Below are 13,085 nucleotides of genomic sequence, written 5' to 3'. Positions count from 1 at the left end.
TGGACAGTGGGCAATGCGGTACGCATCGCCCGGCGCGCTCAGCGGCGGGCTAGTAGTCGTAGGTCTAGATCGAGGCGGTACGCTGTCGGATTCATACCTCTAGAGAATCAGCCCTGGCCGGATTTGTCAACTCCGGAAGGGACCTCACGCGAGGCAAGCGACGCCTCCATGCGGTCGAGCTGGCTGCGTAGCGAGCGCACGTCGTCTCGCAGACCGTGCAGCTCGGCAGCCTCTCCCTCACCGCTCTCCAGTTCGATCGCCAGGTTCTCCTTCTGCATCACGTCGAGCACGATGCCGATCATCATGTTCAGGAAGATGAAGGCCGTCAGAAAGATGAAGGTGAGGTAGTAGATCCAGCTCCAGGCGTAGACCTCCTGAGTGGCGTACATGACGTCCGTCCAGTCCTCGAAGGTAGCGATGCGAAACAGGGTGAGCATGGAAATCGAGATGTTGCCCCACAGGAATTCATCGACATCCGAGAACAGGAAGCTGCCAATGGCGCCATAGATGTAGAAGATGATGAACATCAACAGCACCACGTAGCCCATGCGCGGGATCGACTTGAACAGCGCAGCGATCAGCATGCGCAGCTCGGGTATCATCGACACCAGACGCAGTACCCGGAAGATGCGCAGCAACCGCGCCAGAAGCACCATCTCGGAGTCGTCCATGGGGATCAGACTGGCCGTGACGATCAGGAAATCGAAGACGTTCCAGCCCCGGCGGAAGAAGTCGCGCAGGCGCCGCTCCGCCGCCATGCGGATGAGGATCTCCACCAGGAAGAATACGGTGATCGCCACGTCCAGCATCAGCAGCCACTGCTGGAAGGGACCGATTTCATCTTCGTAGGTCTTGGCACCGATCAGCAGTGCCGAAACGACGATGATGCCGATCACCGTCAACTCGAAGAGCTTGTTCGAGCGCAGCCGCTCGAAGCGCTCGCGCCAAGTGACGAAAGAGGTACTCATGGATGCGACAGTCTCACAGCTGGCTGTATCCGGGGACCGAATGGCGCAGCAGACGAACGAAAACGCCGCTACGCCGATACGACAGAAAACGGCGCGATAGTAGCATGCATGAGAGAAGCACGAACCCTCACTCCAGGTGACCAAGCGCCCTCGGGAGACTTACAGATAGAACGGCATGGCCATGGGCCGGGATGGTGGCGAGCGAAGAGAAAGGAGATCAGGCGTTTCGGGAAGGGGAAGCGACCATCCCTGGTCGATCATGACTCTAATCGGCCGATCAGCCCATGAAGGCGACGATGGCATCGTGCGCCGCTCGCTGAGCCAGGGCGTGTGAAACCCAATGACTGAAGATTTCGCTATTGGGTTCGATGGCGAGCTGGTGAATTGACATGGGGTTTCTCCCGTTTTTTGGTGAAACCTGATCATGCCCCAGCGCGACGCAGTGCGCAAATTAACGAAACCGGATGCATCAAAACAGAAAAACCTTTGAATTTCATGATATTGAAAACAAAAAACCAGCCTGCATCAAATTCTCAACTGACTACTGCACCATTGGCGGGCATGACCTGAATCATGCCCGGGGTGGCGAATGCCGGTCAGGTGGTCAGCGCCGGAGCGGTGAGGATACGCAACAGGTCCTGAGCGTGGCGTGCCGCATCCAGCCCCAGCGACGTCAGGTAACCACCGTCGGCCTGGGTCAGCAGGCCCTTGGCGTGCAGCCGCGAAGCCGCGTCGACGGCCTCCGCCGGGGCACTGCCGGCATGCACCTTGAGGCCTTCCTGGGTGGTATCGAGGTTGAACAGACAAAGCAGGTTGAGCTCGTCGAGCCGTTCGGGGGTGAAGCGCACTTGGGTCATGGCGACCTCCGGGTCGGGTGGGCTTTCCCGAAGGTACGTCAGACACCGGCCGGACGCCAGCACGGTTACACTTCCTCCAGATCCCCCTGGCGATAGCCCATCAGGTACAGCACGGCATCGATGCCCAGGGTGGAAATCGACTGACGCGCCTGGCTGCGCACCAGCGGTTTGGCACGGAAAGCGATGCCGAGCCCGGCGGCGGCGAGCATCTTGAGGTCGTTGGCGCCGTCGCCAACGGCAATGGTCTGCTCCATGGCGAGCCCCTCGCGGGCGGCGATCTCGTGCAGCAGGAGCGCCTTGCGGTCGGCGTCGAGAATCGGCTCGGCCACCTCGCCGGTCACCTTGCCGTTCTCGATGACCAGTTCGTTGGCGTGGATCTCGTCGAAGCCGAGCCTCTCCTGCAGGTGGCGGGCGAAATAGGTGAAGCCGCCGGAGAGAATCGCCGTGCGGTAGCCCAGCCGCTTGAGGTGGTGCATCAGCCGCTCGACGCCATCCATCAGCGGCAGATTCTCGGCGATCTCGGCCAGCACCGACTCGTCGAGCCCGCGGAGCTTCGCCATGCGCTCGCGGAAGCTCTGCTGGAAGTCGAGCTCGCCGCGCATGGCGCGCTCGGTGACCGCAGCCACCTCTTCGCCGACGCCATGGCGGCGCGCCAGCTCGTCGATCACCTCGGTCTGGATCAGGGTGGAATCCATGTCGAAGCAGACCAGACGACGGTGGCGACGCCAGATGGAATCCTCCTGGATGGCGATGTCGACGCCATGCATGGCACCCAGCGCCAGTGCCTTTTCGCGCAGGGCGTCGAGGTCGACCTCCTCGCCGCGCAACCAGCACTCCACGCAAGACCCGCGGGGCTGGGCGTTCTCTTGCGCCACCCCCCCATCGAGCGGCTCGCGACCGGAGAGGCGGTGGATCAGCTCCACGGTGAGGCCATGACCGGCGGTGAGCGCGCCTACCTCGGCGAGGATTCCTGCCGGCAGATGCGGTGCCAGCAAGGTCAGAATCAGCCGCGGCTGGCTGGCCTGCACGCTCCAGCGCTGGTACTCCTCGGCGCTCACCTGGATGGCCTGGACATCGAGCCCCAGCTCGTCACCCACCGCCGAGAGGGCGGTCTCGAGTTCGGCGTCCCGTTCGAGCCCCACCAGCGCTTCCAGCGACACCATGCCGAAAGTCACGCTCTGGTTGATATCGAGCAGCCGGGCCCCGCTCCGCGCCATGGCCTGGCCCAGGCCGGCCAGTTGGCCGGGTCGTGCCGCGCCGGTGGCGCGGATCAGCAGTCGTCGTGTCATTGCAACCCCTTTAATGAGCTGTAAGCCGTAAGCTATAAGCTGTAAGTAACCCCCTGATAGGCATTTTTTTTCTTACAGCTTACGGCTTAAAGCTTACAGCTTTCGGCGAAGCCGGGGACTTCAAGCTTCCAGACGCGTAGCGCCGCTCTTCAGGCTCCCGGCGAAGCCGGGGACAAGCGGTCGACTTTCTGCAGACCACGCGGCAGCTTGCTGCCGCGCCGGCCGCGTTCACCGCGGTAGTAGTCCAGATCGCCGGCCTTGAGGGTCAGGTGGCGCTTGCCGGCATGCACCACCAGTGCCGCCCCCATCGGCAGCACCACCAGATCGCGCACGAACTCCTCGCGACGCGCCGCACGAGCCCCGGGGATGTCGATCATCTTGTTGCCCTTGCCCTTGGCCATCTCGGGAAGCTGGTCGAGCGGGAAGACCAGCAGCCGTCCTTCGTTGGAAACCGCCGCCACGCTGACGCCCTCCCCTTCCGGCACCCTGAGCGGCGGCAGCACGTTGCATCCCTTGGGCACGCTGAGCACCGCCTTGCCCGACTTGTTCTTGCCGGTGAGCTCCTCGAGGCACGCCACGAAACCGTAGCCGCCATCAGAGGCCAGCAGGTAACGGGTGGAAGGCGGGGCCAGCATGACTCCAGCCATGTGGGCCCCGGCCACCACGTTGGCCCGTCCGGTGACCGGCTCGCCCTGGCTGCGAGCACTGGGCAGGTTGTGAGCCTGCAAGGTATAAGCGCGGCCAGTGTCGTCGAGCAGCACCAGCGGCTGGTTGGTCTTGCCGCGGGCAGCGAGGTGGAAGCGATCACCGGCCTTGTAAGAGAGCCCCGCCGGGTCGATCTCGTGCCCCTTGGCGCTGCGGATCCAGCCCTTCTCGGAGAGCACTACGGTGATGGGGTCGGCGCCGAGCAGCTCGACCTCGGAAAGCGCCCGTGCCTCCTCGCGTTCGACCAGCGGCGCTCGTCGCGCATCGCCGTAATCCTTGGCGGCGGCGCGCAGCTCCTTCTCGATCAGATTGGTCAGCTTGGCCTCGCTGCCCAGCAAGGCCGCGAGGCGCTTGCGCTCCGCTTCCAGAGCGTCCTGCTCGCCGCGAATCTTCATCTCCTCGAGCTTGGCGAGGTGGCGCAGACGCAGTTCGAGGATCGCCTCGGCCTGGCGATCGGAGAGCCCGAAGGTGGCCATCAACGCCGCCTTGGGCTCGTCCTCCTCGCGGATGATGCGGATCACCTCGTCGATGTTGAGATAGGCAGCGAGCAGCCCTTCGAGGATGTGCAGGCGGTCCTCGACCTTGCCCAGGCGGTGCTCCAGGCGTCGGCGTACCGTGGTTCGGCGGAAGGAGAGCCACTCACCGAGCATGTCCGGCAGGGGCATCACCCGCGGCCGGCCGTCGAGGCCGATGACGTTCAGGTTGACGCGAATGTTCTTCTCGAGGTCGGTGGTGGCGAACAGGTGCGCCATCAGCGCCTCGATATCGACCCGGTTGGAGCGCGGTTCGATCACCAGCCGGGTGGGGTCCTCGTGGGTCGACTCGTCGCGCAGGTCCGCCACCATGGGCAGTTTCTTGGCCTGCATCTGGGCGGCGATCTGCTCGAGCACCTTGGCCCCACTCACCTGGTAAGGCAGTGCGGTGATCACCACATTGCCCTCTTCGAGGCCGTAGCGAGCGCGCAGCTTCACCGAGCCGCGGCCGCTCTCGTAGACCTTGCGCAGGTCGGCGCGCGACGTGATGATCTCCGCGGCCGTGGGGAAATCCGGCGCCGGCAGGAATTCGACGAGATCGGCGGTAGTGGCCTCGGGGTGGCGCAGCAGGTGGCAGGTCGCCTCGACCACCTCGCCCACGTTGTGGGGCGGAATGTCGGTGGCCATGCCCACGGCGATGCCGGTACCGCCGTTCAGCAGCACGTGAGGCAGGCGTGCCGGCAGCACCACCGGCTCGTTCATGGTGCCGTCGAAGTTGGGGGTCCAGTCGACGGTGCCCTGGCCGAGTTCGCTGAGCAGCACCTCGCTGAACTTGGAGAGGCGCGCTTCGGTGTAGCGCATCGCCGCGAACGACTTGGGGTCGTCGGGGCTGCCCCAGTTGCCCTGGCCATCCACCAGCGGGTAGCGATACGAGAACGGCTGGGCCATCAGCACCATCGCCTCGTAGCAGGCGCTGTCGCCGTGAGGGTGGAACTTGCCCAGCACGTCGCCGACGGTACGCGCCGACTTCTTGTACTTGGCGTTGGCGTTCAGCGCCAGCTCGCGCATGGCGTAAACGATGCGCCGCTGGACCGGCTTCATGCCGTCGCCGATATGCGGCAAGGCACGGTCGAGGATGACGTACATCGAGTAGTCGAGGTACGCCTTCTCGGTGTATTCGCGCAGCGAGAGACGCTCGACGTCGCCCTCCGCGACTTGGATATCCATGGTCATGGGTTCGGGGCCCTATCTGCCATCATGGAAAATTCACGGGAAGTGCCCGCACGAAACGTTCTGGATGAGCTTACAGCTCCCCGAAGGGGCTAGACTTCGATATCCGCCAGATTGCCGTAGTCCTCCAGCCAGCTTTTGCGATCCGAGGCGCGCTTCTTGGCCAGCAGCATGTCCATCATCTCCAGGGTGCCGTCACCGACCTCGCGAGTGAGCTGCACCAGGCGTCGGGTGTCGGCAGCCATGGTGGTTTCGCGCAGCTGCAGCGGGCTCATCTCGCCCAGCCCCTTGAAGCGCTGAACATTGGGTGTGCTGCGCTTGCCCTCGAGGCGGCGCAGGATCGCCGCCTTCTCGCTCTCGTCCAGGGCGTAGTGCACTTCCTTGCCCAGGTCGATGCGGTAGAGCGGCGGCATGGCGACGAAGACGTGGCCGGCATCCACCAGCGCCGGGAAGTGGCGCACGAACAGCGCGCACAGCAGCGTGGCGATGTGCAGGCCGTCGGAGTCGGCATCGGCGAGAATGCAGATCTTATGGTAACGCAGCTTGGAAAGGTCGCTGCTGCCCGGATCCATGCCGATGGCCACGGCGATGTCGTGCACCTCCTGGGAGCCGTAGATGTCGTGGGGCTCCACCTCCCAGGTATTGAGTATCTTGCCGCGCAGCGGCAGGATCGCCTGGGTTTCGCGGTGGCGCGCCTGCTTGGCGCTGCCGCCGGCGGAGTCGCCTTCCACCAGGAAGAGTTCGCTGGCCGCCGGATCCTGGCCCGAGCAGTCGGCGAGCTTGCCGGGCAGCGCCGGGCCCGAGGTGACCTTCTTGCGCGCCACCTTCTTGGCGCTCTTCTGACGGCGCTGGGCGGCGCTGATGACCAGCTCGGCCAGCACCTCGGCCTGATCGACGTGGTGATTGAGCCACAGCGAGAAGGCGTCCTTGACCACCCCGGAGACGAAAGCTGCCACGGTGCGCGAGGAGAGGCGTTCCTTGGTCTGGCCGGCGAACTGCGGGTCGAGCATCTTCACCGAGAGCACGTAGCTGACGCGCTCCCAGAGGTCATCGGCGGTGAGCTTGACGCCCCGCGGCAGCAGGCTTCTGTACTCGCAGAACTCGCGCAACGCCTCGAGCAGCCCCGAGCGCAGACCGTTGACGTGGGTGCCGCCCTGAGGCGTGGGAATGAGGTTGACGTAGCTCTCCAGCAGCGGCTCGCCGCCTTCGGGCAGCCACTGGATCGCCCAGTCCACACCATGCTCGTCGTCGGCGAAGTGGCCCACCAGCGGCGAGGCCGGCAACACCTCGAAGCCGTCGGTGGCCTGAGCCAGATAGTCGCGCAGGCCGTCGGCGTACTGCCATGTGCTCTCAGTGCCATCGGTATCCACCAGTAGCACCTCGAGCCCCGGACAGAGCACCGCCTTGGCGCGCAGCAGGTGCTTGAGACGCCCCATGGCGAGCTTGGGGCTGTCGAAGTAGCTGAGGTCGGGCCAGAAGCGCACCAGAGTGCCAGTGGCTCGCTTGGGTGCGCTGCCCACCACGGCCAGTTCGGCGACCTTCTCGCCGTGTTCGAAGGCCATGGCGTGGCGGCTGCCGTCGCGCACCACTTCCACCTCCAGGCGGCTCGACAGCGCATTGACCACCGATACGCCCACACCATGCAGACCGCCGGAAAAACGGTAGCTGGACTGGGAGAACTTGCCGCCGGCATGCAGCCGGGTGAGGATCAGCTCGATGCCGGAGACACCGTGCTCCGGATGGATGTCGATGGGCATGCCACGGCCGTCGTCGGCCACTTCGATGCCGCCATCCTCGTGCAGGCGTACGGTGATCTTATCGGCATGGCCGGCCAGCGCCTCGTCGACGCTGTTGTCAATCACCTCCTGGACCAGATGGTTGGGGCGGCTGGTGTCGGTGTACATGCCCGGGCGCTTGCGCACCGGCTCCAGGCCGGAAAGCACCTCGATCGAACTGGCACTGTATTGCGTCATGCGTCGTTTTCCTGATGGGTGATGCAGCCGGCAGCCAAACCGTGGCCGCCGTGAGCAAGAATCGCCGGCAGATAGGTCGCCAAGACGGAGAAGCCGTGGTCGCCTCCAGGGTGGATCGCACAGCGCGCCCCACGATAGCAGGCAAAGGCATGGACCGGGTCGAGCGTCTCGTCGGCGGTGCCCAGCAACAGCAAATAGCGTCGGGACTCGACCCGCAGCGGCGTCAATGCTTCGAGCTCCCGACGGTGCGCCTCCGTGACCGTGAAGCGCTCGCCGGTGTAGTCGTTGACGAACGCCTCGCCGATCCACTCGGCCACCAGCGCGGCCGGCTGCACCGCCGGATTGATCAGCACCGCCGGCAGATCGTGACGCTCGGCCAGGCAGGTGGCCAGAAAACCGCCCATGGAGCTGCCCACCAGCAACGGCGAAGCCCCCAGCTCGGCGAGCCTGGCCTCGGCCAGGGCGAGCGCCGCTTGCGGCCAATGTGGAAGCTGTGGCGTGGCGCAGGGCAACGCCAGCTCGGCGCAGGCCGAGCGCATCAAGGCTGCCTTGGGGGAGCCATGGCCGCTGTTGAAGCCGTGAAGATAGAGCACGCCAGTGGCCCGCTGTGTCTGCAACGGCGCACTCAGCATACCCAATACCCTGTATGCATTGCCAGCACTCCCTGCCATTCAGTCATCACCGCCGCTCTCCGCCAGCCACACCGCTTCGACCAGGGCCCGCGTAGAGGCATCCATGCGTTCGTGGCCGGAATGACTCGACAGGATGCGCTCGGTCTCGCCGGCAATCTGCTTGCCGAGCTCGACGCCCCACTGGTCGAAGGGATTGACGTTCCAGATCGTCGCCTGCACGAACACCTTGTGCTCGTATAGTGCGATCAACGCGCCGAGCGTGGCCGGCGTCAGGCGATCGAGCAGCAGCGTGGTGGAAGGCTGGTTGCCGCGGTAGCGCTTGTGGCCGGGCCGCGGCCCCTCTTCGTCGATGGCCTCGTCGCCGAGCATCAGCAAGCGCGACTGGGCGAAGCAATTGGCCAGCGTCAAGCGATGCTGCGACTTGAGGTGTTCGCGGGTGGCCTCGTCGGCCACGTCGTCGTAGCGGCACAGCGGGGCGATGAAATCGCACGCCACCGGCTGGGTGCCCTGGTGCAGTAGCTGATAGAAGGCGTGCTGGGCATTGGGGCCGAGCTGGCCCCACAGTACCGGGCAGGTGGAATAGCCTACCTGGCGGCCGTCGTGGGTGGCCGACTTGCCGTTGGACTCCATCTCGAGCTGCTCGAGATAGGCGGCAAAGAATTCCAGGCGCCCGTCGTAGGGCAGGATGGAGTGAGCGCGAATGTCGAGGAAATTGACGTTCCAGATTCCCGCCAGGGCGAGCAGCACCGGCAGGTTATCGGCCAGCGGCGCCGTGGCGAAGTGCTCGTCCATGGCATGGGCTCCGGCGAGCAGCGCTCGAAAGTTGGCCATGCCCACCACCAGCGCAATGGGCAGCCCGATAGCGCCCCACAATGAGTAGCGTCCGCCGACCCATTCCCAGAATTCGAGCTGGTTGGCCGGTGCAATGCCCCACTCGCTCATCTTCTCGGGGCTGGCCGAGACACCGATGAAGTGCTGGTGCATCACCAGATCGCCGTCCACTCCCTCCAGGCACTCGAGTCGCGCCATCAGCCAGTCACGGGCCGTACGCGCATTGGAAAGCGTGTCGATGGTGGTGAACGACTTGGAGGAGAGCACGAACAGCGTGGTCTCGGGGTTGAAGCGACTCAGATAGTCGACGAGCTGCGAGCCGTCCATGGTCGAGGCGAAATGGATCTCGACGCGATGCACGTCCGCGAGCCGGTAGTCGGCCAGGGCATGAGTGACCATCAGCGGCCCCAGATCGGAGCCACCGACCCCGAGGTTGACCACGTCGCGGATGGGGCGACCGGTGGCACCGCGCCACTGACCGGCATGGAACCGCGACACCATGTCGTCCATGCGCGTCAGCGTCGACTGAACCCTGGGTACCAGATCCTCGCCGTCCACCTCCAGGCTGGCATCGGCCGGCAGGCGCAGCGCGGTATGCAGTGCCGGGCGGTTCTCGCTGACGTTGACCCGCTCGCCACCCAGCAGGTCGCCAATCGCGTCCGGCACGCCGGCCCATTCGGCAAGCGCCAGCAAACGCGACAGCGTCTCGTCCGACCAGCGCTGCTTGGAGAGATCTAGCGTCAGCCCTGCAGCACGGCGCGTGAACCGCTCGGCGCGCCGCGGCGCCTCGGCAAACAGCTCGCCAAGATGACACCGGCCCATCGTCTCGGCATGGGCCTCGAGCTCACGCCAGGCGGCGCTCTGGTCGATCATTCACTCCTCCTTGAAAGCGGCGGATGCAGCGGCACGGCGGCGCGCGTAGAATGGCGCCCGTTCCCGCTTTCGTGGCTCGATCATGAGTGATGCATCTTACCGTGACGCCATCTATTCGACACCCCTCGACCGGATGGCGCGCTTTTCCTTCGACGAACGCGTGGTGGCCTGCTTTCCCGACATGATCCGTCGCTCGGTGCCGGGCTACGGGCAGATACTCGGCATGCTCGGGCTGATCGCGCGGCGCCACCTGCGCCACGGCGCCCGCGTCTATGACCTGGGCTGCTCGCTGGGGGCCGGCGGCTTGGCGCTGGCCGGTAGCCTCGCTCCCGACGCCTTCCGCTACACCGGCGTCGACCTCTCTCCGGCCATGGTCGCACGCGCGCGCGAGATACTCGCCGCCGAGTGTCCCAAGTACGCCATGGAGGTCGTCGAAGGCGATATCCGCCACCTGGACTACCGCCCTGCCGGGATGATCCTGCTCAACTTCACCCTGCAGTTCCTCGAGCCCTCGGAGCGCGATGCCGTGATCGCCGCGCTCTACGAGGCACTCGAACCCGGGGGCGTACTGGTGCTTTCCGAGAAGATCGTCGACCCCGACGAAGCCGACAACGCCTGGCGCGTGGAGCGTTACCACGACTTCAAACGCGCCAACGGCTACAGCGAGCTGGAGATCAGCCAGAAACGCACGGCGCTGGAGAACGTGCTGGTACCCGACACTCTCGATGCCCATCACGCCCGACTGGCCCGCGGCGGCTTCGCCCGCTCGTTGACCTGGTTCCAGTACCTCAATTTCGCCTCGCTGGTCGCCTTCAAGGAGCCCCGCGCCGCACGACCGGAGGCCCAATGAGCCGAGAGCGCCCGTTGCCGCACCGCTCGCTCTACCGCGCCTTCGTCGACCAGGGCCTCGACCGCTGGCTGGCACGGCTCCCCGAGCAGCTCGCCGCCGGCCTCGACCGTCAGCGCTACGGCGACCTGCCGGCCTGGGAAAAGGCCGTGGCCAAGCTTCCGGCGCTGCCCAAGGCGCGCGAGGTACGGCTGGACGCCGATACCGTCTCGGTGGAGTGCCAGCTCCCCGACAGCCAGCGCCGCCAGTGCGAGAACCTGCTGAAAAAACTCATGCCCTGGCGCAAGGGGCCTTACTCGCTTGCCGGCATTCACATCGATACCGAATGGCGCTCCGACTGGAAGTGGCAGCGCGTCGCGCCGCACCTGGCCCCGCTGGCCGGCCGGCGCGTGCTCGACGTGGGCGGCGGCAACGGCTACCACGCCTGGCGAATGGCAGGCCAGGGCACCGCCTTTGTGCTGGTGATCGACCCCTCGCCGCGCTTCTTCTACCAGTTCCAGGCGCTGCGCCACTTCGTCGGCAACGCCGACGATGGGCGCACGCACTTCCTGCCGGTGGGTATCGAGGATGTGCCGGAGCGGCTCGCCTTTTTCGACACGGTCTTCTCCATGGGCGTGCTCTACCACCGCCCCTCGCCACTGGAGCACCTCATGCAGCTCAAGGAAGCGCTGCGCCCCGGCGGCGAGCTGGTGCTGGAAACCCTGGTCGTGGCGGGCGACGAAACGACCGTACTGCTGCCCGGCGAGCGCTACGCCGCCATGCCCAACGTCTATTTCCTGCCGTCGTCGGCGGCGCTGTGCCGCTGGCTCGAGCGCTGCGGTTTCGACAACGTGCGGGTGGTCGACGAAGCGGTGACGACCACCGAGGAACAGCGCGCCACCGAGTGGATGACCTTCCAGTCGCTGGCCGACTTCCTCGACCCAGCCGACCCGACGCAAACCCGCGAAGGCTACCCCGCGCCGCGGCGTACAGTGATTATCGCCAACCGGGCCTGACAACTTTGTAAGTCGCCAGTGTCTCGTGCCGCCAGGAGAAACCGTAAAGGCTCAAGCGGCCGGCTTGCTGCGCCGCGTCTGGTCACCTCGCCCGGCGAGCAGGCCAGCCACGGAGATATCTTCGTCCAAAGCTTCCCAATGCAGCCCCTCGCCGCGCCCGATCAGTTCCCACTGCTCGCGCTGCTCCGGTGTACCGTGCAGCAGCCGGGGAAACCATGCGAGCGGGATCGACAGCTCCCGACCGTCTTCCAGCGTGACGCAGAAGGCGTCCGCCGTGAAGCTCACGTCGACCGCGAGCGGCTCGGACTCAAGGTTCAAAGTGTGCATACCATGCCTCCAGAAACTCCTCCCGGTGCCGTTCGACCAGCTTTCGAAGCTGGTTGATCTCGTGGGCACGCAGGCGCTTGCTCGATTGTAGCTCAACGGGCTCCAGCCAGAACTTCGCTATCTGCTCACCAGCTGTCACGTGAATATGGGGCGGCTCTCGAGGATCGCCTTCATCGCTGTAGAAGAAGAACCGGTAAGGGCCTTCCCGCAAAAGCGTTGGCATAAAGGCTCTCCATGCGTCGATCTGATCACAGCATAGCGTCAATTCGCTTTTGGAAAGCCGCCTCATTTCTGGTCTGCTGTGCCCGTACTCACGGAAGCTTTAGGAGCTACCCTCCCCCGATGTGATAACAATGTTATCGTATCGCGTCACCCAAACCACAAGCGCCACTGCCATCAACGCCGCAGTATCACCAGCCAGCGCCCCAGGTTCAGGATGCTGGAAAGCGAGGCCGCGACGTAGGTGAAGGCGCAAGCCGTGAGCACGTGCCGCGCACCGGGCATGTCGTAGGGCGGCACGTACTCCTTGAGCAGCGGCAGGGCACGCTGGAAGCTGGCGTCGAACTCCACCGGCAGGGTCACCAGGTGCACCAGGGCGGCGGTTCCGAAGCTGATCACGGCGGCGACCACCACCAGGGCGAGCCCGCCGGGAAGGCGAGTGATGATGAACAGAAAGGGAGCGGCCATCATCAGCAGCGCGCCGATCTTCTCCGCACGCTGGGCCACCGCAACCAGTCGCGAGCGGGCGAGCAGCGGCGCATAGCCCTGATGATGCTGAATGGCGTGGCCCACCTCGTGAGCGGCCACGGTCACGGCGGTGAGCGAACGCCCGTCGTGGACCTCCGGCGAAAGACGCACCCGACGTGCCTGTGGGTCATAGTGATCGCCCTGATCACTGCGCTCCACCTCGACCCCTTCGATGCCGAGACGACGCAGCAAATGATCGGCCAGCTCCGCGCCAGTGCCCGGATAGTCGTTGCGCCCACGGGCATGGCGCTTGAGCACCCACTTCGCCCAGGCATTGGGCAGCAGGAACACGGCCAGCAAGAAGGCGATCAGCAGCACGATCATCGAACGGGGCTCCA

The 13,085-nt window shown here is 65.3% G+C and carries 12 protein-coding genes; 2 read left to right on the top strand and 10 right to left on the bottom strand.

Annotation, left to right across the window (positions count from 1 at the left end):
• Window positions 1–107: 107 nt before the first annotated feature.
• The 7 genes from GFD32_RS12525 to pgi all read right to left on the bottom strand — a co-directional run bounded on the left by GFD32_RS12525 (window position 108) and on the right by pgi (window position 9,831).
• Window positions 108–968, bottom strand: coding sequence for an ion transporter (locus GFD32_RS12525; RefSeq protein ID WP_163576950.1), 861 nt, complete (start codon window positions 966–968; stop codon window positions 108–110).
• Between the two features lie 596 nt (window positions 969–1,564).
• Window positions 1,565–1,825, bottom strand: a complete 261-nt coding sequence (locus GFD32_RS12520; protein ID WP_320416218.1) for a TIGR02647 family protein — start codon at window positions 1,823–1,825, stop codon at window positions 1,565–1,567.
• Between the two features lie 65 nt (window positions 1,826–1,890).
• Window positions 1,891–3,114, bottom strand: coding sequence for a phosphoserine phosphatase SerB (serB, locus tag GFD32_RS12515; RefSeq protein WP_163576949.1), 1,224 nt, complete (start codon window positions 3,112–3,114; stop codon window positions 1,891–1,893).
• 149 nt (window positions 3,115–3,263) lie between these two features.
• Entirely contained in the window at window positions 3,264–5,525 is a 2,262-nt protein-coding gene (parC, locus tag GFD32_RS12510; protein WP_163576948.1) for a DNA topoisomerase IV subunit A, read from the bottom strand.
• 89 nt (window positions 5,526–5,614) lie between these two features.
• On the bottom strand, window positions 5,615–7,495 hold the full coding sequence (parE, locus tag GFD32_RS12505) for a DNA topoisomerase IV subunit B (protein WP_163576947.1): 1,881 nt from the start codon (window positions 7,493–7,495) through the stop codon (window positions 5,615–5,617).
• A complete protein-coding gene (locus GFD32_RS12500; RefSeq protein ID WP_163576946.1) occupies window positions 7,492–8,127 on the bottom strand; it encodes a YqiA/YcfP family alpha/beta fold hydrolase in 636 nt (211 codons plus the stop codon). Before GFD32_RS12500 ends, parE begins: the two co-directional genes overlap by 4 nt.
• A gap of 39 nt (window positions 8,128–8,166) precedes the next feature.
• Complete coding sequence (gene pgi / locus GFD32_RS12495) at window positions 8,167–9,831, bottom strand: glucose-6-phosphate isomerase (RefSeq protein ID WP_163576945.1); 1,665 nt, start codon at window positions 9,829–9,831, stop codon at window positions 8,167–8,169.
• Window positions 9,832–9,913: 82 nt separating this feature from the next.
• Here pgi and cmoA point away from each other — a divergent pair, with 82 nt between their 5' ends.
• Together cmoA and cmoB are read left to right on the top strand one after the other, a co-directional pair.
• A complete protein-coding gene (gene cmoA / locus GFD32_RS12490; protein WP_163576944.1) occupies window positions 9,914–10,681 on the top strand; it encodes a carboxy-S-adenosyl-L-methionine synthase CmoA in 768 nt (255 codons plus the stop codon).
• A complete protein-coding gene (gene cmoB / locus GFD32_RS12485; RefSeq protein WP_163576943.1) occupies window positions 10,678–11,673 on the top strand; it encodes a tRNA 5-methoxyuridine(34)/uridine 5-oxyacetic acid(34) synthase CmoB in 996 nt (331 codons plus the stop codon). Before cmoA ends, cmoB begins: the two co-directional genes overlap by 4 nt.
• Before the next feature lie 51 nt (window positions 11,674–11,724).
• Here the strand turns inward: cmoB and GFD32_RS12480 are convergent, their stop codons facing one another.
• The 3 genes from GFD32_RS12480 to GFD32_RS12470 all read right to left on the bottom strand — a co-directional run bounded on the left by GFD32_RS12480 (window position 11,725) and on the right by GFD32_RS12470 (window position 13,071).
• The gene (locus tag GFD32_RS12480) at window positions 11,725–12,000 is read right to left on the bottom strand and encodes a DUF2442 domain-containing protein (protein ID WP_163576942.1); all 276 of its coding nucleotides are present in this window, start codon (window positions 11,998–12,000) and stop codon (window positions 11,725–11,727) included.
• The gene (locus GFD32_RS12475; RefSeq protein ID WP_163576941.1) at window positions 11,981–12,223 is read right to left on the bottom strand and encodes a DUF4160 domain-containing protein; all 243 of its coding nucleotides are present in this window, start codon (window positions 12,221–12,223) and stop codon (window positions 11,981–11,983) included. The genes GFD32_RS12480 and GFD32_RS12475 overlap by 20 nt, the downstream gene beginning before the upstream one ends.
• Before the next feature lie 173 nt (window positions 12,224–12,396).
• A complete protein-coding gene (locus GFD32_RS12470; protein ID WP_163576940.1) occupies window positions 12,397–13,071 on the bottom strand; it encodes a zinc metallopeptidase in 675 nt (224 codons plus the stop codon).
• Between the last annotated feature and the right edge of the window lie 14 nt (window positions 13,072–13,085).

Origin of the sequence: Halomonas faecis (assembly GCF_010993975.1) — a bacterium.
Classification (GTDB): domain Bacteria; phylum Pseudomonadota; class Gammaproteobacteria; order Pseudomonadales; family Halomonadaceae; genus Halomonas; species Halomonas faecis.
This window is presented reverse-complemented; position numbering and strand designations above follow the sequence as displayed.

Coding starts and splice junctions, on each gene's coding strand:
- GFD32_RS12525 (WP_163576950.1), bottom strand. CDS start 968: ATGAGTACCTCTTTCGTCACTTGGCGCGAGCGCTTCGAGCGGCTGCGC.
- GFD32_RS12520 (WP_320416218.1), bottom strand. CDS start 1,825: ATGACCCAAGTGCGCTTCACCCCCGAACGGCTCGACGAGCTCAACCTG.
- serB (WP_163576949.1), bottom strand. CDS start 3,114: ATGACACGACGACTGCTGATCCGCGCCACCGGCGCGGCACGACCCGGC.
- parC (WP_163576948.1), bottom strand. CDS start 5,525: ATGACCATGGATATCCAAGTCGCGGAGGGCGACGTCGAGCGTCTCTCG.
- parE (WP_163576947.1), bottom strand. CDS start 7,495: ATGACGCAATACAGTGCCAGTTCGATCGAGGTGCTTTCCGGCCTGGAG.
- GFD32_RS12500 (WP_163576946.1), bottom strand. CDS start 8,127: ATGCTGAGTGCGCCGTTGCAGACACAGCGGGCCACTGGCGTGCTCTAT.
- pgi (WP_163576945.1), bottom strand. CDS start 9,831: ATGATCGACCAGAGCGCCGCCTGGCGTGAGCTCGAGGCCCATGCCGAG.
- cmoA (WP_163576944.1), top strand. CDS start 9,914: ATGAGTGATGCATCTTACCGTGACGCCATCTATTCGACACCCCTCGAC.
- cmoB (WP_163576943.1), top strand. CDS start 10,678: ATGAGCCGAGAGCGCCCGTTGCCGCACCGCTCGCTCTACCGCGCCTTC.
- GFD32_RS12480 (WP_163576942.1), bottom strand. CDS start 12,000: ATGCACACTTTGAACCTTGAGTCCGAGCCGCTCGCGGTCGACGTGAGC.
- GFD32_RS12475 (WP_163576941.1), bottom strand. CDS start 12,223: ATGCCAACGCTTTTGCGGGAAGGCCCTTACCGGTTCTTCTTCTACAGC.
- GFD32_RS12470 (WP_163576940.1), bottom strand. CDS start 13,071: ATGATCGTGCTGCTGATCGCCTTCTTGCTGGCCGTGTTCCTGCTGCCC.